Source organism: Algiphilus sp., assembly GCF_965216485.1.
Classification (GTDB): domain Bacteria; phylum Pseudomonadota; class Gammaproteobacteria; order Nevskiales; family Nevskiaceae; genus Algiphilus.
The window spans coordinates 2492398-2518967 of the sequence record NZ_OZ244162.1; the positions used below are offsets into that span (position 1 = coordinate 2492398).

The following is a 26570-nucleotide window of genomic DNA, read 5'->3' on the forward strand; positions in this document are numbered from 1 at the left end:
CCTAGGCGTTGCCGCTGCTCGCTTGCGGATCGTCTGGTGCGGCGTCTGCCTGACAGTATTGCCAGAGCTCCCGGCCGAGCTGACTGATCTCCACCGTCTCGAATTGCCAACGGGTCTTCAGCCCGCGGTCGCGAATGGCGCGGTCCGCTGCACTGGCGGAGGGTGTCGCCTTGAGGGCGGCCTGCGCCGTCCGCGACAGCTTGGCTTCGGCCCCGGCCTGCACCAGGCCCAAGGCCACCAGATGTCCGAAGTAGTACCCCATCATGCCGCGTAGCTTGATGCCTTCCTTGTCGCCCAACAGGCAGACGTAGCTCGCAACGCGCTCGTCTTCACCGCCGAAGCGCCCCGCCGCCGAGACATGTACCACCGGCTGCGGCTGACCGCTCGACAATACCGACAGCAGGCACGCCTCGTCGGGCACCAGTTCGCGCAGCAGCGAGGTATAGAGATATTCCCGCGCATCCTCGACGTCCTGGCGCGCCGCCATGTGCATCAGTTCGTCGAGCACCCGAGCCGGCGGCTCGTGAATGGGCACGAAGAAGGTGCGCTGCGACGGGGCACGCGTCTCAGAGGACGGCGCACGCGCGCGTTGGAGTCGCGCGTTCAGCGTATTCAGCAGGCGGTCTTCCACATTGCGCGCGCTGGATTCGAGGCGGGCAATGGGTCCATAGCGCTTGCGCAGCGTACCCAGATAGCGCCCCACCGCCCGCACTCCTGCCGGAATCGGCACGCGGTCACCGATGCCGCCCTGCCCGGCGGCAGCCTCACGCTCAGTGACGGATGTCGGTGCGTGCGTCAGACGCTGTGGCGCTGTGTCTCGATGGGGTGATTGCGTCATTGCACGTCTCTGTTGAAAGCCTGTGTTCCGCACTGTACCGCGATCCCGGTGTCGCACTCGTGGCACGATAAGAGAATACTCGGTAACCTACGCGGGTATCATCATACGATGAAAAGGTGACATCAAAACGGCTCAAAGCGCTTGCTACAGCTGCTCTTGATGCTCGCAGCGGTCACCGAAACAAATGACCCAACGGGGCTGGACCCGCACTCAAGCGGGTGCGGTGCGCACAGTACAACACCAAGATGCGTCCTCAGACGCGCGATCAAGGGCTGGCAGGAGGAGAAGTGAAGAAGCGACATACCCGGTCGACGGCGTGGGCCGTCCTGACTGTATTGACCCTTCACGGCAGCGCCCATGCGCTGGAATGGGAGTACGAATCGGCTGCGGGCCCTCTGTCGGTTGAACTGCTCAACACGGTGTCGGTTGGCGCCACTATGCGCGTCGAAGCGCGCGACCCGGACCTGGTCGGCAAGGCCAACCTGCCGCAGAACCGTCAACTGTGTGCGGAGGAGGACTGCATCGGTCTCAGCGAGAGCGAGACCGGACCCAATGCGCGCTTCCTGGCGGCACCCGGCCAGCCCGCCTCCTACACGGACGACGGCAATCTCAACTACGACCGGGGCGACATCGCCTTCGCCGCCGCCAAATGGCATTCGCGGCTGAACGTGAACTGGGACACCTTCGGCTTTGAATTCAGCGGCTTCTATTTCTACGATCCGGTCAATACCGGCTTCAAGGAGAACAAGCCAAACATCATCCTGCCCACCAGCTGCGCCGGGGAGCCTGGCGTGGATTGCCCCCAGCCCGGTGTTTCCGCCGCACGACCACGCAGCGACCAGGCCGAACGCGATGTCGGCAACAACTTCGTGCTGCGCAATGCCAATGTCTGGCTGCGTTTTCCCACCTTCGGCGATCAACAGGCGGAACTGCGTATCGGCCGCCAGGTGATGACCTGGGGCGTCGCCACTTTCGGCATCGCTACCAACATCAATATCATCAATCCGGCCAATCTCAACGCATTGACCCGGCCGGGTGGAGAGCTCTTCGAGCTGTTCACGCCGCAGAATATGGTGTCGATCAAGGCCGGCATCACGGACAACATCGGGTTCGATGCCTGGTACCAGTTGGAATGGCGCCCGTACGGATTCCCCGCCAAGGGATCGCTTTACTCCTTCTTCGATGCGGGCAATGAGCCCGAGCCGAACGAAACGATTTCTCTGCCGTTCTCGAAGATTCCCGACGACCCGCTGCAGATCGGCACGCCAGCCAGTCCGCTGGCGTCCGCTGTATCGGCGACCAGCTTTTCTGCAGCGCGTGTGGCTAATCGCGAACCGCCTGACAGTGGCCAGTTCGGCTTCGCCATCTATCGCTTCTTCGACGGCCTCGGCGCCAACGGCACCGAGTTCGGGTTCCACTTCGCGAACTACCATTCGCGTATCCCCTCGGCGAGCTTCTTCGCGTCCGATGCCACCTGTGCGCGTCGGGAAGGCAATCCCAACAACCGCGATAGCTCCAACCTGCTCGAGTTCACTCTCGACTGCGGCATCCCATTTGTCGATCAGCCCGGGCAGGATGGCTTCGAGGCGCTGCCGATCGATACCGCCACCTATTTTCTCGACTATCCGGAAAACATCCGCCTCTTCGCTCTCAGCTTCAACACCAGCTTTTTGGGTGCCAATCTGCACGGTGAGCTGAGCTATCGACCGAATCACCCCGTGCAGGTGGACCTTGAGGATGTCTTTTTCCGCGCACTGAACCCGGTGTTCCCGCGCCAAGAGATCGTCATCATTCCGGACGGCGTCGGGCAGCTGCTCAATGCCCCCATCCTCGGCCCCATTCTCGAGGCCACGCCCAGCCTCGGGCCATTGCCCTCCCTGGGCGCGCTGGGCGGGGCGACGCTGACCGACTCGCGCACCGCCCTGCCCGACTACATCAGCGCCTTCCGCGGACAGGAGCCCGGCGAAACACCGCCCAATTCCTATGTACGCGGCTACGAAGATCAGCCGATGTGGCAGCTCAGCCTCGGCTTCCTGCGCCTGTGGGGCAACGACTTTCTGCCCGCTGTCGATCAACTTGGCTGGCTGTTCGAGGCCAACGCAATCTACCTGCCCAAGCTCCCCAGTCTGGACCGGTTGCAATTCGAAGGCCCCGGTACCTTCACCCACAACTCGCCCGGCATTGCTGAGACGAACAACGGCCTGAAGATCAACCCCTTCCGCACCAGCGATGGCTTCGTCACGGAATGGTCGGCCGGTTTCCGCACCGGCGTGCTGGCGATCTTCAACGACGCTTTCATCCCCGGCCTGCTGATCCGGCCCACGCTGGTGCTGCTGCACGACTTCCATGGTGTTGCGCCCGGCCTTGCCGAGAACCATCTGGAAGGGCGCATCATCAGCCTGAACGAGTTGCACTTCCGCTATGCGGATATCGGCCTCGACCTTCAGTACGCGCATTTCGCCGGTGGCGGCAACAACAACACCCTGCACGACCGCGACAGCATCAGCCTCGCCGTGTCCTACAATTTCTGAGGAGCCCGCCATGAAATCCCCAAACCGTAGAACGCGACAGCATGGTGGCATTGGACTGTGGCTCATCCTTCTGTTGCTGCTGATTGGTGCCGTCATTGGCGGTGCGGTCGTCGCCTTCTGGGTGTTCAGCAACGTCAACGCCAGCCTGGTGATTGCCAATGAGCGCGCCAAGGTCATTGCCGATGAACCTTTCCAAGCAAGCGCGCGCGTGACCGAAAATCTGCGCATCCGCATCGACGAGCGCATCACAACCTCGGTGCCGGTGGACGAAGAGCTCAGCCTGCCGGTCAAGGACCCGCTGCAGATCCAGGCCGAATTCGACGCCGCCGTTCCGATTCAGCTTGACGTGCGCGTGCAAGACACCATCGAAATCAACCAGATCCTCGATGTCGACGCAGTCATCGAGGCCAAGGTGCTCGGCGACTGGCACAAGCTGCCCATCCGCGGAAAGATTCCGGTCAACGCCACCGTCCCCGTGGACCTCCTCATACCGGTGGACGAGATGGTGCGGCTCAACTTCACCGCGCCGGTCAAAGCCGTACTCAAGGACAATTTGCGCGTCCCGCTGCGGACGACGATCAACACCACGATCCCGATCCAGAGTGAAATGTCGGTGCCACTGCTCTCGGATCTGGAAGCCGAGGTCACCTTGCCCAAGGACCAGCCGCTGGATGTGCTGATCAACTACGCGGATCTCACGCTGCCCTTGAACACGCTGCGCCTCGGTATCGGTCGCAATGATGAAGCAGCCGCCGAGTCCGGTGCAGCCGACCAGAGCGCACAGGCGAATATGTCGGCACCCCCTGCAGGGGCTGCCGCGTCCTCGCAGGCCAGTGGCGGGAGTGACTCACCATGAGCCGACGGGTCCACGTTCCCGGTGCCTCCTCGACGAGCGAGGAACCCGCAACCACCGCCGCCCAGCCGCCCCGGCGGCGCGGTCGCTTCCTGCTTTGGGGCCTGTTCGGCCTGAGCGGCCTCGGTGTGATTGTCGTGGGTGCCTTCGCCAGCTTTTGGCTGTTCATGCACCTGACCTTTTCGATCAGCCTCAAAGACCAGCCGATGGCCATCACCCTGCCGCAGGACTTCGAGGTCACCGCCAACGTCGAGCGCGAGCTGGACATCCTCATGAATGGCGTGATCTATGCCCAGGTGCCCTTTCAGCAGGAACTGACCCTGCCCCTGCAGGGTCGCTACCGCTCCGACGTGGTGCTCAATGCCGACGTGCCGGTGCAGTTCGACGTGCACTATGACGGCGTCATCCCGGTGGATACTGTTGCGGACATCGAGATTGTCACGGACTTCAATTACATGGGGGCCAAGACCCTCCGCAATCTCAATATCCAGGCCAAGCTGCCGATGCAGTTCAGCCTGCCGGTTCAGCTGACTGCGCCAGTCGATCAGACCATTCAACTGAAGTATGAAGGGCCACTGGTGATGAACCTGGATCAGGAGATCACCACTGAGGTCGACACAATCATCAACACCAGCCTGGCCGTCAATCAGAAGGTCAGCGCACCGGTCATCGCCAAGATTCCGATGCACACCAATGGGCCTCCGCGGCCTATACGCGCCATCGTGACGGAAAGCACGATCGGCGGGCGGGTTGCAGGCATCGGCCTTTCGGTCGCCGATGAGGACGCCAAGCGCGCACAACGAGTGGAATCCATCTGGGGCCCCGCTGCGCCGCCAATCGAGCAGCGCGCACTGATCGAGCAACCCAGCATGGGCGCCTCACAGCGCTCAAGCGCCCGCTAGAAACGGCTTGCGGATCGGGCAGTGCCTCGTCGGCTATGCCCCAGCACACCGTAGCTCGATCAGTGATGTGCGCCTGGACGGCGGCGCCAGTCCAAGTTTGCCGTGAACGCGCGGCCGGGACAGGGGGTCGCCGTCCGCGCCAGAATCAGGGCTTGTCGGCAGTGTGCATGCCAGTGCGGCTGGACATCAGCAAACGATCTGCCTGCACGACCACATCCGAATAGGGCTGATCGGTAGGGCTCTGCACCGGCTCCAGCAGCGCCTGGTCGGCACGACCGGTAACGATAGTGCCGTCAACGCCGACCAGAACCAGTAGGCCAGAGCCGTCATCGTCGTAGAGGCTCCCACCGAAGAGACTTTCGACGACGGGGTTGTCGTATGCCTGCCAGCCCATGCTTGCCAAGGTCTCCGAATCCGTCACGCTTTCATTGATAAAGGGATCGTAGGCCATGGGATCGTCGAGGACGGCCAGCTCGCGCACATCGATGGCACGGAATACCTTGCCCTGCAGGCCATAGAGGACAGCCGCGTGCGGCCCCACGGGGATGACCCCGAAATAGGAGCCGATATAGGGCGGCTCGATCATCTCCCAACTCTCGCCATCGTCCAGGGAACGCGCCATGAAGCCGCGCTCTCCGGCGATCATCAAGGCGCCGCCCTCGAGGCGTTCAATTTCGTAGAGGTGAAAGCCGGTATCGAAGACCTCGTTGGTGACTTCCTCCCAGGATTCGCCCCCATCGTCGGTGCGCAGCATGCGTCCGTTGGAACCAACCACCAAGCCGCGATCCGGCGTCGTGAAGATGGCATCGTAGAAGGGCCGCCCCCAGGCCGCATCCCAATGGCGCAGCTCCCAGCTTTCGCCTCCATCGGAGGTCCGCAGCACGCTGCCGTCGTGCCCCACTGCCCAGCCATGCCGAGCATCGACGAAGGTGACGCGGGTAAGCATGGCACGCACCGGCGCCTGCACCTGCTGCCAGTTATCGCCATTCTCCGAGCGCAGAATATGGCCGCGCTCGCCCACGGCCACCAGATGGTCGCCGGCACGTGTCATGTCATTGACGATGGCCTTGTCGGCCAGCGGCATGATCTCGGAGTGCTCCGGCTGTCGCGGCTGATCGGCCCAGCGCGCGTCCTGTGCCTGGCCCAGCACGGACCAACTCAGCAGCAGGCATGCGACCGAAAGGCGGACACCCTGCTTCGTAGCGATTGCCTGTTTCATGCGTGTCCCCCTCATTTTCCGTTGTATCCCTGCTCTTCCGCTTCGCTGGCACCGGCCATCAAGTCCTGACCGGCGTGCTTGAGTTCTTCCTTGGAGAAGAAGCGGGCGAGCGCGGGCAGCACCAGAATGGCGCCGAACATATTCGCGGTGAACATATAGACCAGCATGATTCCCATGTCGGCCTGGAACTGCAGCTTGGAGAACAGCCAGGTACTTACACCAAGGCCCAGCGCGACACCGGTGAAGACCACCGCCTTGCCCGTCTTGCGCAAGGTCTGGTAGTAGGCTTCCTCCAGCGACAAGCCACGGCGCAGGCCGTCGGCCAGCTGTGCATAGATGTAGATGCCGTAATCCACACCGATACCGACCGCCAGTGCGATCACCGGCAGCGTGGCGACCTTCATGCCAATGCCCAGCGTCGCCATGACGCCATAGGCGGAAATGGAGACCAGCGAGAGCGGCAAGGCCACGCAGATCACACCGGAGAAGGTCCGGAAGGACAGCCACAAGAAGAGCAGCACCACGGCATAGACCCAGAGGACGATCTCGATCTCCTTGTCCTCGACCACCTCATTGGTGGCTGCCATCACGCCGACATTGCCGGACGCAAGGCGGAAATCGATGCGATCGGTGGCCTGCTCTTTCGCCTTGTAGTCCTTGATGGCGTTCACCACGGTCTTGATCGACTCGGCGGCGTGATCCTTGGTGAACAGGAAGATGTTGAGCGCGCTGCACTTGTCGTTGAGCATGCCGGAGCTCGTCGGCACCAGTGCCGTGGCCTGCGAGAGCGCGTACTGGTTACGCGGTACGACCTGCGCGTTCAACCGCCCTTCCGACAAGCCGGCATAGGCCAGCTTGGAGAGATCCATCAGCGTCATCGTCTCGCGCACTTCCGGCAGATTCTTCATGTGCCAGGCGAAACGATCGACCTCGGCCATCAACTCGTACTTGATGCAGGCGTCTTCTTCCGTCTCGGCGATGACGTTGAGCTGATCGAGCGCGATGCCGAAGTTGCGCGCGATGAAGCGGGCATCCTGATTGAAGCGGGAATCCGGACGCAGCTCAGGCACGCCCTCTCCCACGGTTCCGATCTTGAGGGACGGATAGGTATACAGGCTCCATACCAGCACCACGCCACCCACCGCGAGCGTGGCCACAGCCACCGGCGTGCGCGTGAAGTGCTTGGCAATGAAGCGCCAGACGCCATCAAAGAGCGCATTGCGCCGCTCCTGCTTGCGCTGGAATTCCTCTGGATCACGGACTGGCGTCACGGTCAGCAGAATCGGCATCAACGCCTTGTTGGTGACAATGATGGCGGCGATACCGAAGGCCGCGTTCAGCGACATCTCCCGGATCACGTCGATATTGATCAGGTAGATGGTGAGAAAGCCCGCGGTATCGGTGATCAGTGCGATCGTGCCCGGAATAGCCAGGCGCCGGAAGGTGGCCAGGGAGGCGCGGTAACTGGACAGCCCCAGTGCCACCTCCGCTGCCCAGGCGTTGACGTACTGCACGCCATGCGACACCGACACCGCCAGCACCAGGAAAGGCACGAGAATCGCAAAGGGATCAAGCCCGAAGCCGACCAGGCTGAGCAGCCCCATCTCCCAGACCACCGCGGCCACCGAACAGACTAGGGGCAGCATGCCCAGCAAGAAGGAGCCGACATACAGCCAGAGCAGCAGACCGGTGAACAACAGCGTGACCGCGAAGAAGATCACGACCTCGGTCGAAGCCTCGGTCATGTCGTGGACGACCTTCGCAAAACCAATGACGTGGACCGTGGTACTCCCGTCCTCATACTTGGCGCGGATGTCCTCCAGCTTGCGTCCGACCTCGGTGTAGTCGATGGCCTTGCCCGTGACCGGGTCGCGCTCCAGCAACTCGGCCACCACCATGGCCGCCTGCTGGTCTTCAGAGACAAGCCTCCCCACGATGTTGGCCTTCGCTACATTCGAGCGAAGCTGTTTCATCATCTCTTCGGTGGGCGCGTAGTCCGCCGGCACCACTGTGGAGCCGGATAGCCCCGTAGGCTGCACCTCCACGTAGAGAATGTTCGGCGTGAACATGGAGCTGACGCGCTCCCGCTGCACGCCCGGGATGAAGAAGACGTCATCGGTCAGCTTGCGCAGCTTCTCCATGAAGTCCGGCTGGTAGATATCGCCTTCCTTGTTGCGAATGGCGACCAGAATCCGGTTGGCTCCCCCGAACTCGTCGTAGTAGTCGAGGAAGGTATCCATGTAGGGGTGCTCTTTGGGCACCATCTTGAGCCAGCCGGCATTCGGCTCGAGCTGGGCTGCCTTCCAGCCGAGAAAGGCCGTGATCAACAGCAGGATCGCCAGCGTGATCCATCGATGCCCGAAGATCGCGGGCTCAACTATCTTGAGGATGCGTTGCGTCGCACTCATTCCCCTCTCCCTGTATTTGCGGGTCTCGCCCGCCTCTCACGCCCCGGTGCGGGGCCCTGGCGTGTTGCGCACCGAACCACTGCGGCGACTCGCACCTGCGCACGGCCCTCTCACCGGCACAGGCCCCGCGAACGTCATGGCCCGGCATGCCTTGCTGGCATACCGGGCCATGAAACCTGTCTCCGACACGTGGTCGCTTAGCGGCCGCGTGCCCGACGCTTCAACGCGGAAGGACTGAAATAGCCGTCGCGGTATTCAATCTTCCAGTCCGTGACCTTGCCCTCATTCGACATCGCGGTCACGAAGTAGCGGCCGCTCTTGAGGTCGTAGATGACCTCCGGTGCGGTGGTCGTGGTCGGCACGAAAGGTGCGGTCAGCACATGGCCTTCCTGGAAACGCCACAGCTCGCCGCGCGCGTCGTAGTTGTCCACGGCCACGATGCCCCAGCTGTCTTCGTCGACATAGAACACGCGACGACCGAACTGATGGCGCGTACCGTCGCGCAGAGTGGCTTCCACGACCCAGACGCGATGCAGCTCATAGCGCGCCATCTTCTGGTTCATGTGCCCCTTGCCCACCATGTCGGCGTACTTGGCGACCGGGTTGTTCATCAGATAGGAGCTGTACGGAATGTACATCTCGCGCTTGCCGAGCAACTTCCAGGTGTACCGGTCCAACGCACCGTTGAACATGTTGACCTGATCGTTGAACTGCAGACCGTCGGAACCGATGGAGGGATTGTCATAACCCACGTCGGGAGCGCGATTCACGCGCCCGAGACCCGGGTTGAAGATCCAGGCGTTACGGCCCGAGGTGTCCTTGCCGAAGATTTCGTGCACCAGCGTGAACTGGCCGGCCACGCGCGGCGGAGCAATCGTTTCCTGGAGGAAGTAGGCGATGATCTCGTTGTCGCGCCCCTCCCCCTTGGCCAGGTTGGCGTATTCGAAGCCCACGTCCTCGATCACCTGCGTGATCTCATGGCTTCCGTCGGCATCAACCACCGCCTGGTCGTTGTATCGACGGGCGGTCGAACCGCGGAACTTGAGCTTGTGGTTCCAGATCACCTCGGCGCCGCTCTGCGGGATCGGGAACGGGAAGCCGAGCTTATGGCCGGAAATATCATCCGTTCCTTCCAGCGTGGCACGCGTTGCGTTGGCCTTGGTCGCTTCGTAGATCTCGTCCGGATAGTAGGCCGTACGCACCGTCGGGTAGACGATCATCTCGTAGCTGTCGTAGAGCTCGAACAGCTTCTTGTGGCCCTCGGTCAGCTTGTCGGCGTGTTCCTTGTAATTGCTCTTGGTGATGGTCATGCGCGGATTGAGATTCTCCACGCCGATCTGCGTCACCAGGTTGTTGAGATCTGGCTCCATCTCGGCGGCCTTCTTGAGGTCATCGAGATTGGTGATCAGATTCAGATTCGGGTTTTCTTCCGCGAACTGCACGATGCGCTCGCGAATGGCCTCCAACTCTTCCGGAGTGAGATTCTTCTGCTCATCGCTGAAATTGGCCGCCCCGGTGAGTTCGGGGATGGTGCCTTCAGCATTGCCCTTAGGGTTGGCGCCAACCTGCGACAGCTCGTTGCCGAGTTTCGCAGCCTCCTCCGCGCTGACCTTGGCGTAGGTACCAACCGGCAGCAACGCCGCACCAACTGCCGCCATCGTCAGATAGCGGACCGCATTTCTGTATCCCATGTGCTGTGTCTCCGAGAGATCGGGTTGGCGACGTGCGCCAAGCCTGAGTGGTCGTCTTGTATTCGGAAAGAAAGTTTGGTTACTCCACATCCATTAAACACAATGCGCGCCCCACCCGCAACAGCTTTGTGGCGCAACGGGCCACGCATTCTTGCTTGTACGCCAGGCACGCTTGAATTAGCATCCGCGTAACTTGCTGCGGCGCAACGAAGCGCCCAATCATTCATTACACGGGGAGTTCGCAAGTGATCCATCGTCAGGCCTATGGTCGCGGAGCCCTTGGCTTCGCCGCTTTGCTTTGTCTGTTTGCCAGCGCCCAAACGCATGCCCTGACAACGGAAATCGGCGACCTCGATATCTCGCTCAACAGCCGCGCGCTGTTCGGCGGCGCCGTTCGCCTGGAGGACCGGGCGCGCGAGACGCTTGGAAAGCTGAACGCCACCCCGGATCTGTGCCCAGACGATTGCATCTCCTTCACGGGGGATCCCGGCCCGAACCAGCGCCTGGTCGATGCCCCTGGCGCCTTCATCGGCAGCATCTACGACGACGGTAATTTGAATTACGATCAGGGCGACCTGGTCAGCGCCCAGGCGCGCTTTGAGTCCGATCTGTCGGTGCAGTGGGGCGAGGCCGTGATGAAGGTCTCGGGGATTGCCTTCTTCGACCAGATCAACAATGACTTCTCGGAGACCAACTTCGATACGGCCTTCCAGCCGGCCAGGGCACCACGCAGTGGCGGTGTGACCAGCCGGGTTGGTACCGACATCGACCTGCAGGAAGCCTTCATCTCCTATCCCTTCCAGCTGGGTGACATCTATGCGCTGGTCTCGGTGGGTGAACAGCGCGTGCGCTGGGGCGAGTCCACCTTTGTCGCGCTGGGCAGTCTGGATCAGCTCAATCCACCGAACGAGAATCGCCTGAACTTCCCCGGCTCGGAAATCGCCAGCGTCTTCGAGCCCACCGGCCTGGCGGTCATTTCCGCCGACCTGACCGCAACGATCGGCCTCGAATTGGTTTATCAGTACGACTGGGAGCCTGCCCAGCCTGCCGCGGCCGGCAGTTTCTACTCGGTCAACGACATCGCAGGTGGCGGTGAAACTGCGGTGATCGGACTCGGGCAATTTTCCGAGGATCCCAACTTTGTGGGCGGCTTCAAGGGCACACTGCCGCAGCTGCTGACCTCGACATCGCTCAATGTCCCGGTCAGTTCCACGATCGGGCGACCGGATGAACAGGGACAATTCGGCGGACGCCTGACCTGGTTTGCCGAAGACCTCAACGGTGGCACCGAACTGGGCTTCTATGCGCTGAACTATCACAGCCGCCTGCCCTACGCGAGCACCTTTGCGACGGATCGCTCCTGCCTGCGCGATTCTCCGCTGGGCCTCAGCGTGGAAGATATTCTTGGCTCGGGGGTGAATGACATTCTTGCCGGGCTAGGCAATCTGGTGCCCGGTATCACGCTCGACAACCTCAGCACCGAGGGCGGACTTGCCATTCTGGGCCCTTGCGGGGGCGGTACGGGCACACTCGGCGTACTCCCCGGCGAGAACCGGGAGCCACTGCCTATCGGCACGCTGCGCCCCTTCCTGGACTACCCCGAGGACATCCGCCTCTTCGGCATGGCCTTCAATACGCAGTTCGGCTCCTGGTCGCTGGCCGGCGAGTACGTCTATCACCCGAATCTGCCGCTGCAGGTCTCCCTCGTGGACGTCATCTTCGCTGGGCTGCAGCCCGCCCTCCCCGCCGAGGACCAGAACATTCTCATTGCGACGGTTCCGGGTGCCCGCACTGCGGTGCCGGACTTTGTGCAGACCCGGTTCCGCAACGACCCGGTCGAGGCCAACGAACTCATCCGCGGCTACGAACGCGAGAAGGTGCACCAGCTCGACCTGACCGGCATCCGTGTCTTTTCCAGCAGCAACTGGATCGGCGCCGATCAGATCATCCTGCTCGCCGAGCTTGGCATGACCTACATCCAGGATATGCCCGGGCTCAACGAGCTGCAGTTTGAGGGCGGTGGTCCGAACTGCACGCATTTCAGCCCGGGGGCCGATGGCACCGGCACGGCGGATGGCGAACCGAACGCGCGGCGCCTCAACCCCACACAGTCCACCGACTGCTTCGCGGACGAGTTCGCCACCGGCTACCGCCTGTTCATCCGTCCGACCTATAACGACTTCCTCTTCGGCTGGACCTACACTCCCATCATCGGGCTCTTCCACGACGTGTACGGCATCTCACCCTCCCCGCTACAGAACTTTGTAGAAGGCGAGATCGAGATTCTGCTGGGCACGGATATTGAATTCGCCCAAGGCTTCCAGGCGCAGATCCTCTATCAGGGCTTCTTCGACACCGGCAATGACCGCGTCAGCCTGTTGCAGGACCGGGACAACCTGAAGTTCAGTATCGAATACAACTTCTAGCCGTCACGTTGATGCCGGAGCTGGCCAGCGATGGCTCCGGCACGACTGCTCAACAACGGCGCGGCCTCGCCAATGCCGCGCTCACTTGCGGTGATCCGGCGCCAAGACGTAGGTCGCCACCGGCTCGGCCAAACCTTTGACATAACGCCGCAATGGCTTGCCGCGGGCGCTCTCGCCCGCCAGCTGCAGGGTATCGGCGTCGACCCGGATTTCTCCATCGCGGGCCCGGTCGCAGAGCCGCGACGCCAGATTGACGGCGGGCCCCACTGCGACATATTCAAAGCGGGCGCGCTGGCCGACGATACCTACCGCCACTTCTCCGGTGGCAACGCCCACGCCGAGGCCCAAATTGGTGCTGTAGCGCTGCACGACCGGGCGGGTGTGGCTCTGTAAGCGGCGCGCCAGCGCCAATGCGCGCTCGGCATGATCCTCCATTTCGACGGGCGCACCGATGACAATCAGCGCACCGTCGCCCGCCAGGTCCTTGATTGTCCCGCCATAGCGCGCGGCCGCCATACCGATTGCCGCATAGAAATTGCGCAGCAGTCGAAGAACGACCTCCGGCTCCACGCCATGCGCATAGCTCGTGAAACCGCGGATATCCACGCACACCACCGACACGGTGACGCGGTGCCGGCGCATGGCCTGGCGCAATCCGCGCGTACGCACAAGCTCCGCGACCTGTGGCGCCATGAAGCGGGACATGAACTGCGCACGGGCGCCCTGCACCATGAAGTAGCGCAATGCGCCAAACAGAAAGACCACCTGGCTGAGCGCCAGCGTGATCGGCGCCACGTGCAGCGGCACGATGAAGGAGAAGCCCAGCAAGGGCAGCACCACCAGCATGGACAGAATGCGCCCGGACTCCGCTTTGTCAGGCCGCCGCATCAGCATGCGAACAGCTGCGATGGTAATGAAGGCGAAACCCACTGTCGGCACCGTCGCAAAGGCCCAGAACCAGGGCGAGAGGTAAAAGGCGGGGTTGCCCATTGCGCCGATCAGATGCTCGATACGCTGAGCCGGAAACAATGCGCTGATCACCGCATGGAAGAGGACGAAGACCTCGGAAAGCCGCGAAAGCCCCCACAGCCTCGGCCCCGCGCGCTCGCCCGCCGTGCGACTGACGCGAATGCCCCACTCGACACCGCAGATGAAGGCCAATGCCTCGATGAAGCCCGCCGCACGCGCCCAGAAGGGCAAGGCCTCCACCCCCACCTCCAGCAGATAGGCGTTGAAGCCAATCGCAAAGCCGGTGGCGAGCAACGCACACGACAACCAGCGCGTGGAAGGCGTGCGGGGGTCGGATACGACAAAGGCGATACCAATGCCCACCGCGATGATCGCGGTGACCAGGAGTCCGCTATTCGATGACGACAAGCTGCTGATCAGGTTGAACACCGCACGACCTATTCGACTGGGCCCCGCCTAGAACGTCGCAACCCTCGCGACGCCGCCAAACGGCCGATTGCCTATTCGACCGCGTCCTGCGCGGAGCAAGTACCGCGCCAACTATACGGGGGGTCGTGAGAGGCATGCATGGCGCACAGCGTACCGAGGCCTATGCCGACTACAATATTCACACGGAGAGGTGGCAGAGTGGTCGAATGCAGCGGTCTTGAAAACCGCCGTGTCCGCGAGGGCACCGTGGGTTCGAATCCCACCCTCTCCGCCACTCGCCCCCCGTCACCATCGCAGCCGAAAGTCTCGCCCGTCCGATTGTGAGGTGCCCGCGCTGAGCAACCGATGACCGCGCTCCGCGCCAGACACGAAAAAGGCCCGCGCCGGAAAGTCGCAGGCCTTTGATTTTATTTGGTGCCGGCGGAGAGAATCGAACTCCCGACCCACGCATTACGAAAGCGGGTTGAAGGCTTCTGTAACCTCCCTTAATACAGCCACTTGTGGCGCTTGCCGCCGGTCGCTGTGCCGAATTTGTGCCACTTCAATGGCCATACGCAATCGGACGCCGACCATGCTCGGCGCTGCACCGCGTCGCACTGGACGAGACGTGTAGGTTACTGCGCGTTATGCTGCGGTCACACGCCTTCATAGAGCGCCGATCCATGGACGAACAAGTTCCTGAATTCACGCGGGGTTGCGCGTGCCGAAATCGCCGCATACCGGAGTTATGAAGCGCGCGCCATGAATGGAATCATGAAGCACGCAGCCTAGTCACTGCGGGGCGTAAGACATTATGGATATGGGTCTAGCTACACTGATAGCTGCAGTCATCGCAGCCGTCGCCTCCGTTCTAAAACTGTTTTTCGACCGCTACTCCGAGTCAAGGACTAGCCATAGGGAATTGCTACAACCACTGCTGACAGAGTTGGGCGAGGCCATTTCGGGAGTGGTAGCGACTTCAACTGTTTTAGCTAAGGGTCGTTCAGACAAGAGCTACTCCAATTGGTACGGAAAGGCAGCCAAGGAGCGAGAAAAGCTGAAAAATGTGCGACCTAAAGTTCGCTATCCCTTGTGGGGAATAGATGAGGGCATCAGGGTGCTTATCCGTCTTCCTGACTGGGTTTCACATGCCAGATCAAACGAAAAGCGTCTTGCGAAGCTACTTGGGCGGGCCGACGACCTGCGCCTGATGATCGACGTCGTTGCGTTCCGATGCTATCGAAATGGGAGGACGCCGGATCTTTTGGAAGTTATGCAAGTCCGGTTCCATGCGTGGCGCTGTCGTCGAGTCTTTGATGAAGGGGGTGACGGTGTCATTCATGATGCCCAAAAGGGCCGTTAAGCCGGACGCCCCAATACGCTTTGCTCCTTGAGGCGCGGCTCACGGCTATCGTTAGAAGTTGAGGGAGACCCAGTTGGAACCATTAACAGCAGCAACGACCTTCGCAGGTATCGTCGGTCTGATATCCAACTTCAAGTCTGAGCGCCGCGCGACTTCCGCTGATGAGTATCAGGAGTTCATTGATTGGCTTGGGAGCAAGCGACACCAAGCCGTTCTAGACGAGATTGGCTCTAATCACCTTCTTGGTCTAAGTATCAAAGGCCTGCTGAGCCAAAACCATGAACAGGTTATGTCTGTCCTGGACTCGTTAAATGAGTCGGTTTCCAAGCTTGCTGCCCATATTCAGGGACTTGCGCCTATCGCCCAAGCAGTAACCCCAAATGCAGCGTTGTCGGAGCAAGCGGTGTCGATTCTGGAGCAGCTTGAACGATCTCGCGGCAGCTTCTTTTTGGAGCTAAAGACATCTGATGGAACGGGGTATCACATCATGGATGGGGCCGGTGGATTAATAGAAATCGAAGAAACTAGGTTCGTTGATGATGATCTTGAGAGCTTGTGTTCACTCGGCCTTCTTCGGCCGGATAGGAATTCGCAGGGGCATCGCTTATGGCGGATCACCCGGGAGGCAGTAAAACTTGTGCGGCCGCTGCCAGAAAGATGAGTTCTAACAATTCATTGCAGCCGCCGTTTGACCCGCTGGACATTTTGCTACCGGAAAATCGCCCACCGCCTCAAACGCCGATGAACGTAGTTGTTGTTAGTCCTTGGGGTTCTAGAAATGAGTGAAGAGAGCCCAAGCCCGAGACGGTATTTAGAGCACGCGGTAGTGGTCAATGAAGCGGCAGGGCGCGCGCTGCGTCTCGAAACTCGAGATGCATCCGCTCTCCAAGCTAAGGTAAGCATTGGGCTTTCACTGCAAGCAGCCGAACTAGCCGGAAAATGCTTTCTTCGCATGATGGGTGATTCCTCGGAAACTATCCGCAGAAATTATCGTGGCCACAACACCACAAAGTTGCTAAAAGACGTAGCCGATCGCATAGAAGCGCACGAGAACGATATGTTCCGTTTACATGGCAGGTATTGGCGCTGGCAGCTCTTAGTGGACGGTGTAGAGTACGGCACCACCATCGGCGAGTATTTCGAACACCACTTTGCTCGCGGCCCATCAGGCTACCCGAGAAATTATTTTTATCCAGACGAAGAAACCTTTGCTGGGCCGCAGCCGATCCAATCACTGTACGTAATGGTCGAGAAGATTTTAGATTGCACAAGAAGAACAATGGAGGCAGTCATTGAGTAAAGGACGCCGCCCAACACGTGGTTCCACTGCGACATCATTGCCTTAGGCTTGGCCGCGAGTAAACCTAGGCGTAAGCCTTCGTTGGATACGCCAAACCGTAACGCGCCGCGGCGCTCGGCGCTTTGTCCTTCAGGACAACCGCCGCGCGCGGCGGCGCGGGTGCGCCCCCTAGTAACACAGCACCCGCTAACAGCATGATCGCCCCTGTAGACCCTCCCGAAGTCTTGAGAATGTGTTTCTGAATCGGGACTTGTTGGCGCCCCCTGGCCCCTCGCCCTCTAGCGCCTTCGTAGCCCTCGCTCAGCGCGTTCTTGCCACTCCCCTGGCCCCCGACTACCCTCAGCCTCGGCAAGCGCCGCATCGTGGCTCCAAGTTGGAGATTGGAGCATGTCGATATACAAACGCGGCGATGTGTGGTGGGTCCGGTTCACAACCCCCGATGGTTCGCGCGTACGAAAGTCTGCTGGGACGACGAACAAGCGAGCCGCCCAGGAATTCCACGACCGACTGAAGCAACAGGCGTGGCGTACCGGGGCGTTGGAGGAGCGACCGCGATACACCTGGGAAATGGCGGTGGTGCAGTGGCTCAAGGAAAAGAGCCACAAAGCCTCGCTAGAGAAGGACAAGGAGATTTTTCGTTGGGTAGACCGCTATCTCGGAGGCAAGCGACTCGATCACATCGACCGCGTCTTGCTGTTCGAGATATTGGAGGCCAAGGCCGCAGAGGCCAGTCCGTCCACGGCCAATCGACATATGTCGTTGGTGCGGGCTGTGCTTCGACGGGCCTGCGAGGTCTGGGAGTGGATCGACCGGGTTCCGAAGGCACCCATGCTTTCGGTGGATTCCAGAAGGACCCGATGGATCTCTCGGCAAGAAGCCGCAAAACTTCTTGCCGAGCTGCCGGATCACTTGGCGGCGATGATGCGCTTCACACTCGCCACCGGCCTTCGTCAACGCAACGTCAGTCGCCTTTCTTGGGCGGACGTGGACATGGAGCGGGCCTGCGCCTGGGTCCACCCCGACCAGTCGAAGACGGGCAATGCCATCGCGGTGCCGTTGAATGCCAACGCAATGGCGGTGTTGCAGTCGCAACAGGGCTTCCATCCGGAGTACGTCTTCACCTACCAGGGCCGACCGGTCACGCAAGTCAACACCAAGGCGTGGCGCAAGGCAGTGGCTCGGGCAGGACTCACGGACTTCCGGTGGCACGACCTGCGGCATACCTGGGCGTCCTGGCACGCACAGGCAGGCACACCGTTCAACGTGTTGCAGGAGATGGGCGGTTGGAAGTCGTCGGAGATGGTGCGCCGCTACGCGCATCTATCGTCGGCGCATCTGCTGGATTACGCCGCGCGCGTGCACTGGCAGGAATCGGCCTGATTCGAGTGTGCCAGCGAGTGGCACAATTTTGGCACAGTGGCCAAAGGAGCCTGAAGACGCTTACTCGTAAGCGCCTGTTTTTATTGGTGCCGGCGGAGAGAATCGAACTCCCGACCCACGCATTACGAATGCGTTGCTCTACCAGCTGAGCTACGCCGGCAACGAAGCGCTATTCTAGCACTGACCTCGCGAACGACCCCGGCCGCAGCGGCAGGCGGGCGGTTTTGCAGGGGCGCGGAGTATAGGACAGGCCTCAGGTCGCGCGCCAGCACTTGGGACAAGTCCGTCCGAACCACCGCCCGTCAGCAAAGGTTGGCGGCTGATCGCCCGTTCGGGCACAGTCGACGCATTTCGTGCTAATTGGGTCGACATGCAACGCGGTTTCACACTCATTGAGTTACTGGTGACGATCTCCGTCGCCGCCATCCTGCTTGGGATCGCGGTGCCTTCCTACAATCACCTGATCCAGAGCAATCGCGCCAGCACGACGGCGAATCGGCTACTGAGTACCTTCATGCTGGCTCGCTCGGAAGCTATCCAGCGCAATCAGCGCGTTGTGGTCTGTATCGTTCAGGCCGGTAGCGACGCCTGCGACACCAGCGGCACAGCCTGGGAAAGCGGCGTGATGGTGTTCGCCGACGCAGACAATGACGGCGTGCGTGATGCGCAGGAGGCGGTCATCCAGGTAGAGCGTCCATTTGCGCAGCGGACGAGTATTACCGGCAACAGCAACGTGGCACGGGCGGTGTCCTTTGATGCGGGGGGACGGACCTCTAGGGTCGGCACCATTACGGTGGATGCGGGGGACGATGCGGATTACAAGCGGGCCATCGTGATCTCGACGACAGGCCGGAGCAGGGTGAAATCATGAGCGGTCGCCGGATGCACGCACGCGGTCTGACATTGATCGAGGTGTTGATCGCGGTCGTGGTGCTTTCTCTGGGCCTGTTGGGCGTGGCAGCCATGCAGGGGTCTGCCGTGCGCAATACCTTTGTCGCTGATCAGTACGCGGTCGCCAGCATGCACTCGCAGAGTATCGCCGAGCGGATGCGCGCCAACCGTATCGGGCTGATGGAAGGCCACTATGCTTTGGCCGCCGGCAGCGAGCCCCCCAAGGCCGGCGTGGACTGCGCCAGTGCCGACTGCAATGCAGAGGAGCTTGCCGTCTGGGACCTTGGCCGCTGGAAGCAGGCCGTCACGGGCGGTACGGACAAGGTCCATAACGGGCCGCCCCCACTGCCAGCATCAAGCGTATCCATCGTCTGCACCGAGTCGCCCTGCGATGCCTTGTCCCCCTACAGCATTGCCATCTGCTGGGACCCGGAACGCGGTGCACAGGGGGATGAAGACATCTGCCTGAGCTTGGCGGTGGCGCCGTGAAACCGCTGGCACGTCACCAACAAAGTGGCATCTCGCTCATCGAGCTGATGATTGCCGTGACACTCGGCCTGGTGATCCTGGCCGGAATCGCGACCGTATTCGTGACCAGCCGCCACAGCTACCGCGTGCAGGAAAGCACGGCCATTCTGCAGGACAACGCGCGTTTCGCCATGGAAACCATTGGTCGCGCGCTGCGTGACGCTGGCTTCAGCCATGGCGCGCCAACGACCGCGCTTCAGTGGTTCCCCAACTCTCTGGACAATCCCGATGCGTCGGCCTGCTCGGCTGCCTGGTATGCCGATATCCGCCGACCGATCGAAGTCCACAACGGCGCCAGCACGACGCCGCTGAGTGGCTGCACGGTGTCGAACTACGAGCCACTGACCGACGTCCTGGTCATTCGTCATGCCGACCCGCTGAGTGCCCCGGGGACGGGCTATTTGCCGCGTGCCGACATCGATGCCCTTGGCGGTGACACGCTTCTGCTGCGCGTGATTCCGGCCACGCGAGCGGCCATCTACCAGCGGAGCGATGTAGCCAATGTGGACAGCCAGTTCACTGCCGATGACGAAGACGATGGTGTCTTTGATTATCGCTATCGCGCCCGTGTCTTCCATGTCGGGGTGCCGACGGGCGCCACCGCAGCGGAAGGCGCCGCTCTGTATGAGCATTCTCCGGACTTCGGCAATCCGGATTCGCAACCCATCGTGTCCGGCGTGGAGCGATTCAGCGTGGTTGCGGGCATGGACCGCAATGGCGATGGCATCGTGGAATCCTGGGACAACCCCGAGGATGTCTCTGCTGCTGACTTCGTGGACATTTCCGCGATACGGATTGGGCTGATCCTGCGCGCCCCGGAACGCAGCGAGTTCGCCGACAACACCACCTACACCCTGCCCGACGGCGATACCTATACGCCGCCGGACGATTTAGAGCGCTTCCCGCGGCGTCTCTACGTGCAGGATTTCCAGATTCGCAATCACGGCAGAGGCGGCTGATGCGGAAGATTCCCTCCCGACAACAAGGCGGTTTCGCGCTGATCACCTCGGTCGTGTTGCTGATCGGGCTGACCGTAGTGGGCACCGTGGCCGTACGAAACGCCGGTTTCGAGCTCCGCATGAGCGAAAACCAGATCCAGCGCGTGGAAGCACTCGAGAATTCCGAACTGCCACGGCGCCGCCTGGGCGACATCATCGATCAGCACGTCTATGCGCGCGGCTGGCCTTCGGAGCGCGGTGGAAAGGTATTGAAACGCGATTTTCTCTTCGACATTCCCGATGCCTACACCATCACCGGGCTCGCCGCGGACAAGGAATCGCCCCGCTGGTACGTCATCAATGAGGAGTGCAAGCCGCAATCCCAATGCGCGTTGCCGGCCACGGATGACATGCTGACCAAGGCGAGTTTCGACAGGAATATCCCCACGGGCGTGGGGGAAGCAACGCGCCCCGTCGCTGCACAGCTGGGCGTCTTCAAGTTGCGGACGGACCTCAACCCGGGAGCAGGCACCGCCATGGTGGCGGGCTACGAAGGGCTCGGAAAATCCTCCGCCGCCGGTGGCGCCCGCATTCTCTTCCATATCGAAAGCCGTTCGACGTCATCGAGAACGGTACGTACTTCCGCGGAGGAGGACGTGGCCGGTCGTGCCATCACCGCCGCCACCTACCGTCACGTGGTCAGGAACTAGGAGCTCCATCATGTTCAAGCGAACAGCGAACCTTCTTGCCCCTACCCGGCGCAGGGTTTTGGCCACGGTGATCGTTGGCCTCGGCGGCATCAATGTCGCGCTGGCCGCCGGGCTGCCGTACCTCTCTGGCTCCGACAATCTGCAGAAGTACTCCAGTCTGCCCGCGACCAGCGTCGACACCGCACAGCCGCAGGCAATGATTACGCTGTCCAAGGATCATCAGCTGTTCCTGCGCGCGTACAACGACTACACCGACCTCGACGGGGACGGTGATATCGAGACGACGTACCAGCACAGCTTCCGGTACTACGGCTACTTTGACGACAACAAGTGCTACAACTACGCCAGCGGGCTGTTCACGCCCGCCGGCCCGGTCGACGCCGACCGCTACTGCAGTGGCAACTGGAGCGGCAACTTCCTGAATTGGGTCTCGATGTCGCGTATCGACGTCGTGCGCAAGATTCTCTTCGGCGGCAAACGCATCATCGACCAGTCGATCACGCTGGATGGCAAGTCCCGTACGGTGCTAGAGCGCGCCTACCTGCCCAACGACGCCCACTCCTGGGCGAAGTACTACAACGGCAGCGATATTGCCAAGCTCACGCCGTTCAGCAGCATCACGACCAACAGTGCAACGGCGCGTGAAAACGGCATCACGATCTGCAACACCACTTACCCGGGCAGCAGCGTCAACTCGGAAGACGTCACTTCCCCGCCCCTGATGCGTGTCGCCAAGGGAAACTTTTCGCTCTGGGCGGCCAACGAGCGGTGGCAGTGCCTGTGGCGGGGTGAAAAGAGCGCCACCAACGACAACGATCCCGCTCAAAGCGGCATCCCCGCATACGATCAAAACCCCCGACGGAGCGATCACGGCGTGGGCGCCGAGGACTACACCGTACGCGTCGAGGTCTGCGTCTCCGGCTTTCGCACGGGGGACCGCTGCAAGTTCTACCCGGATGGTTCGTCGAAACCCATCGGCCTGCTGCAGGAGTTCGGTGACAACGAGCGCATGTGGTTTGGGCTGACGACCGGCACCTACAAGAAGAACAAGTCCGGTGGCGACGTCATGAAGCGCGTCGGCACCTTCACGGATGAGGTCAATTCCGAAGTCGATGGCCGCTTCATCGCTACCTTCGGTTTACGCGATGCAGACGGCAATATCAACGGGGTTCAGAACACCGAATCCTTTGGCCTCGTGAATGCGCTGTCGCTGTATCGGATCATCGAGTACGACCATGGTGACGGCGTCTACAACGACTGCACCTTCCGGCTGGCCGAGTTCAAGAACGGGGAATGCAAGAACTGGGGCAACCCGTTGGCCGAAGCCTATCTCACCGCCCTGCGCTGGTATGCCAATCTGCCTCCGTCGGGCGACTTCCGTGCGAACGACTCCACGCTGATTGATGGTCTGAATCAGCCGCAGTCCTATCAACCCCCGTCGGTCAATGCGAACAACGAATGCGCATCGCTCAACACCGTCGTGTTCAATGCCTCGACGATCTCCTACGACGGCGACGAACTGGACGACAGCAGTGATGGCATGGGCAGTATCAATTCCAGCCTCACCTCCATTGAGTTGACCAACCTGATCGGTGCCAATGAAGGCATCCACGGCAAGTCCTTTTTCGTCGGCGAGAATGGGCAGACCACAACGGCGGACCGCGATCACCAGCTCTGCACCGCCAAGGAAGTCAATGCACTCGGAGAGGTGCGCGGCATCTGTCCCGAGGGGCCACGTCTTGAAGGCACCTTCCGCATTGCCGGCGCGGCCTACCACGCCTACACCGGCGACGTAAACACTCAAAACCAGATCGGTGGACAGCAGTCGGTCAAGACCTACGCCGTCCAACTGGCGTCGAACACGCCCAAGATCGACCTCGTGACGCCAAGCGGCGAACGCTCCGTGACTCTGCTGCCGGCCTGCCTCAACCTGGATCTGCGCGGTGCAAACAGTGACCGGAATGGGGCCTGCGCCATCGTCGACTTCAAGCACGCGCAACCCCCGACGCGGATCGAAAACCCCACGAAAGAGGATCTCGCCGTCGCAGGTAGCAGTGCGCCAGCGGCCGCACAGTGCACCTTCGATAGCCCGAGCGCCATCGTGCGCGGCAAGCTGTACATCAACTGGGAGAACGGCGAGCAGGGCGGCGACTACGACCAGGACATGTGGGGTGTGCTGGACTATCGAATCAGCGACAAGCGTCTCTGCATCACCACCAATACGATCGGCTACAGCGGCGGTGGCGCGCGCATGGGCTTTGGCTACAGCCTGTCGGGCACAACTCAGGATGGCGCCCATTTTCACTCGGGTGCAGAGGGCTTTACCTTCACCGACAAGACCAGCGCCCGAGACTGCGCCGGCGGCTGTGCCCTGGCGGACGGACCCAGCGCACACACCTACGAGCTAGGAGACAGCAGCGCGGGCTTGCTCAAGGACCCGCTCTGGTACGCGGCCAAGTACGGCGGCTTCGTAAAAGACCCCTCCAAAACGGCAAGCGGCCGCCTCGCCCCGCTCAGCACGAGCCAGTGGGACACCGAAAATGCACTCGGAGAACCCACACCGGATGGCAATCCGGACAACTACTTCTTCGCCGTCGAGCCGCGACAACTGGAGGACTCACTCCGTCGCGTCTTTCAGGAAATCGTGGGCCAGGTGGCCTCGGGTACCGCTGCGGCCGTGGTGGCCAACGCCCGTGAGGGTGAAGGCGCGGTCTATCAGGCTTTGTTCGAACCCAACCGCACCGATGCCAACGGCAATGAAGTGAAATGGATTGGCTCATTGCAAGCGCTTTGGGTCGACAACAAGGGGCGACTGCGCGAAGACAATGGCGACTTCAAGCTTGGCGACTTCGCGGAGGATCCGGTCGTGGAGTTGTTCTTTGACGAAAGCTCGGCCGATGCAAGCCAGCAGAGAACGCGGGTGCGGCGCTACAGCGGCGATCCGGCCGACGACGACAGCACGATTGTGGAGTTGGCTGACCTCAAGCCGCTGTGGAATGCGCGCAATCAGCTCTCGTCCCTTTCCGACGTACTGTCTCAGCGCACCTACAGCGATGTCGCGACCCTGGGTCGCAGCATCTACACCTGGGTCGACCTCGACCTGGATGGCCGTGTCGACGGCTCCGGTCTCGGTGGAGACGCGTCCAGCGGCAATGAGGTCAAGCCCTTCGTTCCGGCAACCTTCGGCAGCGGGACAGCAGGGCTGGTCAATGCCCCGGACGCCAACGTCGCCAAGCTTCTGGTGGAATACATCCGTGGCGAGGACAAGCCCGGTATCGGCTTGCGCAATCGCACGCTTGACTACGACGGCGACGGCACTCTGGAAACCATGCGCCTTGGTGACATCGTCAACTCGACACCCACGGTCGTGGGTGCGCCGGCGGAAGCCTTCGATCTGCTGTACGACGACCAGACCTATGCCGACTTCCGCGCGCAATATCGCAATCGCCGCAATGTCGTCTATGTCGGGGCCAATGACGGCATGTTGCACGCCTTCAATGCCGGCTTTTACAACGCGGGCACTCGACAGTTCGTCACCTCCATCGACAACCGCACCGCCCACCCGATCGGGGCGGAACTGTGGGCTTATGTCCCCTTCCACAACCTGCCGCACCTGACCTGGCTGACCGATACCGACTACACCCACGTCTGGTACATGGATGCCAAGCCCCGGATCTTTGATGCGCGCATCTTCGATCCCGACGACGCGGATCACCCGCACGGCTGGGGCACCGTGATGGTGGTCGGCATGGGCTTCGGCGGCGGCGACATCAGCGTACCCATGAACAAGGCGTGTGAACCCTTCACCAATCTGCTCGGCATCGGCAACCTCGTTTGCACCCTCGGTGACCTGGTGCAAGAGACATTCGGCAGTTTCAAGCTGGGCAGCGCCCTCGCCTCCCTGCTGCGCGACAGCGGCGGCGAGAAGGAGCTGACGCTGCGCTCCTCCTACGTCGTGATGGATATCACCAACCCCGAGAAGCCGCCCGAGCTGCTCGGCGAGATCTCCAATCCGGCCATGGGCTTCACTGCCATGACACCGGCGGTCATCGCACAGAGCGCCAAGGGCAACAGCGATGTGAGCAGCATTACGGACGATTGGTATCTCGTCCTGGGCAACGGCCCGGACAACCTGAACTCGCTGCCCGACAACCTGCAGAAGGCGGAAAGCACGCAGTCCGCCAAGCTGTGGGCCCTGGACCTGAAGCAGCTCGTCACCGATGGCAGCGTGTCCTATTTGCCTGGATTCGCGCCGGCGGAACTGCCCAACACGGTGGTCGCCGGCACCGGCAAGAAGCGGGACCAGGGCAGCTTCGTCACAGCCGCGACGACCGCCGACTGGAATCTTGACTTCCGCGGCGACGCCCTGTACCTGGGCATGGCCGCTGGCAATGCCGAGACACCGGACGGCGGACTGTTCAAGGTGGACCTGCGGCCTTCGGCCACGGGCCTTGGCAGCGCCAACCCGGCTGACTGGACGGGCCCCTTTGAGATACTCAATACCACCAACCCGATCACCATTACCCCCTCGGTGACCATCGACAATTTCGGCAACTGGTGGGTGCTTTCGGGAACCGGCCGCTTCTACGGTGACCCCGATCGCGCCTCTACCGACCAACAGAGCCTGTTTGGCATCATCGATCCGGTCGGCAACGGAAAAGCACCGGGCACCGCGGTCAGCTACAGCGGCCTGACGGATGTCACCAATGCCGAAGTCTTCGAGGATGGCAGCGTCAAGAACGTCACGGACGTCAATAACGAAGCCGAACTGGTCACTGCGGTGCGCAACGCCGGCGGCTGGCGACTGAATCTGACCGCAACCGGCCCGGCAGAGCGCGTGGTGACCAATACTTCGGTCATCGGCGGCGTGTTCTTCGCTTCCGCCTTCACGCCGGATACCAGCCTGTGTGGTGCACAGGGCCGAAGCCGTCTGTTCGGCCTGCGCTTCGATACCGGCGCGCCCAGCAGTCAGATCCCGACCTTCGGCACCGACGCCAGCGGCGGGCTGGACAACTCGCCCGACAAGGCCATCCGCAGCGTGGATATCGGCGTGGGACTTGGCTCCGCTCCCAGTCTCTATGTCGGTGGTGCGCGAGACAATCGCGGTCTGACCATCTTTACGCAGACCTCCACCGGCGCCATTCAGCAGACCCAGGGCAATGTCTCCGATGGGGCGCGCAGCGGCGAGCTGGATTGGCGTGAGCGCTATTAGGCA

The 26570-nt window shown here is 61.6% G+C and carries 18 protein-coding genes and 2 tRNA genes; 14 read left to right on the forward strand and 6 right to left on the reverse strand.

Annotated elements, in window-relative coordinates; translation table 11 throughout:
* Position 1: 1 nt before the first annotated feature.
* Positions 2 to 838, reverse strand: coding sequence for a hypothetical protein (locus ACOOFO_RS11605; RefSeq protein ID WP_420426926.1), 837 nt, complete (start codon positions 836 to 838; stop codon positions 2 to 4).
* A gap of 287 nt (positions 839 to 1125) precedes the next feature.
* On the opposite strand from ACOOFO_RS11605, the gene ACOOFO_RS11610 reads away from it, so the two are divergent.
* The 3 genes from ACOOFO_RS11610 to ACOOFO_RS11620 are packed head-to-tail and all read left to right on the forward strand — an operon-like array spanning position 1126 to position 5124.
* The gene (locus ACOOFO_RS11610) at positions 1126 to 3369 is read left to right on the forward strand and encodes a DUF1302 domain-containing protein (protein ID WP_420426927.1); all 2244 of its coding nucleotides are present in this window, start codon (positions 1126 to 1128) and stop codon (positions 3367 to 3369) included.
* A gap of 10 nt (positions 3370 to 3379) precedes the next feature.
* Complete coding sequence (locus ACOOFO_RS11615) at positions 3380 to 4225, forward strand: hypothetical protein (protein ID WP_420426928.1); 846 nt, start codon at positions 3380 to 3382, stop codon at positions 4223 to 4225.
* Positions 4222 to 5124: a hypothetical protein gene (locus ACOOFO_RS11620; protein ID WP_420426929.1), complete on the forward strand. Its 903-nt coding sequence runs from the start codon at positions 4222 to 4224 to the stop codon at positions 5122 to 5124. Before ACOOFO_RS11615 ends, ACOOFO_RS11620 begins: the two co-directional genes overlap by 4 nt.
* 145 nt (positions 5125 to 5269) lie before the next feature.
* On the opposite strand, the gene ACOOFO_RS11625 is transcribed toward ACOOFO_RS11620, so the two are convergent.
* The 3 genes from ACOOFO_RS11625 to ACOOFO_RS11635 all read right to left on the reverse strand — a co-directional run bounded on the left by ACOOFO_RS11625 (position 5270) and on the right by ACOOFO_RS11635 (position 10442).
* Positions 5270 to 6343: a WD40/YVTN/BNR-like repeat-containing protein gene (locus tag ACOOFO_RS11625; protein WP_420426930.1), complete on the reverse strand. Its 1074-nt coding sequence runs from the start codon at positions 6341 to 6343 to the stop codon at positions 5270 to 5272.
* A gap of 11 nt (positions 6344 to 6354) precedes the next feature.
* On the reverse strand, positions 6355 to 8751 hold the full coding sequence (locus tag ACOOFO_RS11630) for an efflux RND transporter permease subunit (protein ID WP_420426931.1): 2397 nt from the start codon (positions 8749 to 8751) through the stop codon (positions 6355 to 6357).
* A 197-nt stretch (positions 8752 to 8948) separates the two neighbouring features.
* Positions 8949 to 10442 (reverse strand): DUF1329 domain-containing protein, encoded by a 1494-nt coding sequence (locus ACOOFO_RS11635; protein ID WP_420426932.1) that lies wholly within the window; start codon positions 10440 to 10442, stop codon positions 8949 to 8951.
* A 245-nt stretch (positions 10443 to 10687) separates the two neighbouring features.
* Here ACOOFO_RS11635 and ACOOFO_RS11640 point away from each other — a divergent pair, with 245 nt between their 5' ends.
* Positions 10688 to 12868 carry a DUF1302 domain-containing protein gene (locus ACOOFO_RS11640; protein WP_420426933.1) on the forward strand — a complete coding sequence of 727 codons (2181 nt, stop codon included), beginning with the start codon at positions 10688 to 10690 and terminating at the stop codon, positions 12866 to 12868.
* A gap of 81 nt (positions 12869 to 12949) precedes the next feature.
* On the opposite strand, the gene ACOOFO_RS11645 is transcribed toward ACOOFO_RS11640, so the two are convergent.
* Positions 12950 to 14245: an adenylate/guanylate cyclase domain-containing protein gene (locus ACOOFO_RS11645; protein WP_420426934.1), complete on the reverse strand. Its 1296-nt coding sequence runs from the start codon at positions 14243 to 14245 to the stop codon at positions 12950 to 12952.
* A gap of 205 nt (positions 14246 to 14450) precedes the next feature.
* Here ACOOFO_RS11645 and ACOOFO_RS11650 point away from each other — a divergent pair.
* From ACOOFO_RS11650 to ACOOFO_RS11670, 5 genes are all read left to right on the forward strand, one after another.
* Positions 14451 to 14540: transfer RNA gene (locus ACOOFO_RS11650), tRNA-Ser, on the forward strand.
* Between the two features lie 519 nt (positions 14541 to 15059).
* Positions 15060 to 15608 carry a hypothetical protein gene (locus ACOOFO_RS11655; protein ID WP_420426935.1) on the forward strand — a complete coding sequence of 183 codons (549 nt, stop codon included), beginning with the start codon at positions 15060 to 15062 and terminating at the stop codon, positions 15606 to 15608.
* 73 nt (positions 15609 to 15681) lie between these two features.
* Positions 15682 to 16269 carry a hypothetical protein gene (locus ACOOFO_RS11660; protein WP_420426936.1) on the forward strand — a complete coding sequence of 196 codons (588 nt, stop codon included), beginning with the start codon at positions 15682 to 15684 and terminating at the stop codon, positions 16267 to 16269.
* 117 nt (positions 16270 to 16386) lie between these two features.
* A complete protein-coding gene (locus tag ACOOFO_RS11665) occupies positions 16387 to 16908 on the forward strand; it encodes a hypothetical protein (protein WP_420426937.1) in 522 nt (173 codons plus the stop codon).
* 387 nt (positions 16909 to 17295) lie between these two features.
* The gene (locus ACOOFO_RS11670; protein WP_420426938.1) at positions 17296 to 18288 is read left to right on the forward strand and encodes a tyrosine-type recombinase/integrase; all 993 of its coding nucleotides are present in this window, start codon (positions 17296 to 17298) and stop codon (positions 18286 to 18288) included.
* An 84-nt stretch (positions 18289 to 18372) separates the two neighbouring features.
* On the opposite strand, the gene ACOOFO_RS11675 is transcribed toward ACOOFO_RS11670, so the two are convergent.
* Positions 18373 to 18448, reverse strand: a tRNA-Thr gene (locus ACOOFO_RS11675).
* A gap of 210 nt (positions 18449 to 18658) precedes the next feature.
* On the opposite strand from ACOOFO_RS11675, the gene ACOOFO_RS11680 reads away from it, so the two are divergent.
* The 5 genes from ACOOFO_RS11680 to ACOOFO_RS11700 are packed head-to-tail and all read left to right on the forward strand — an operon-like array spanning position 18659 to position 26567.
* Positions 18659 to 19159, forward strand: coding sequence for a GspH/FimT family pseudopilin (locus ACOOFO_RS11680; protein ID WP_420426939.1), 501 nt, complete (start codon positions 18659 to 18661; stop codon positions 19157 to 19159).
* Positions 19156 to 19668: a type IV pilus modification protein PilV gene (pilV, locus tag ACOOFO_RS11685; RefSeq protein ID WP_420426940.1), complete on the forward strand. Its 513-nt coding sequence runs from the start codon at positions 19156 to 19158 to the stop codon at positions 19666 to 19668. Before ACOOFO_RS11680 ends, pilV begins: the two co-directional genes overlap by 4 nt.
* Positions 19665 to 20666, forward strand: a complete 1002-nt coding sequence (locus ACOOFO_RS11690; RefSeq protein WP_420426941.1) for a PilW family protein — start codon at positions 19665 to 19667, stop codon at positions 20664 to 20666. The genes pilV and ACOOFO_RS11690 overlap by 4 nt, the downstream gene beginning before the upstream one ends.
* The gene (locus ACOOFO_RS11695; RefSeq protein WP_420426942.1) at positions 20666 to 21355 is read left to right on the forward strand and encodes a pilus assembly PilX family protein; all 690 of its coding nucleotides are present in this window, start codon (positions 20666 to 20668) and stop codon (positions 21353 to 21355) included. Before ACOOFO_RS11690 ends, ACOOFO_RS11695 begins: the two co-directional genes overlap by 1 nt.
* A gap of 10 nt (positions 21356 to 21365) precedes the next feature.
* Positions 21366 to 26567: a pilus assembly protein gene (locus ACOOFO_RS11700; RefSeq protein ID WP_420426943.1), complete on the forward strand. Its 5202-nt coding sequence runs from the start codon at positions 21366 to 21368 to the stop codon at positions 26565 to 26567.
* Positions 26568 to 26570 lie beyond the last annotated feature (3 nt).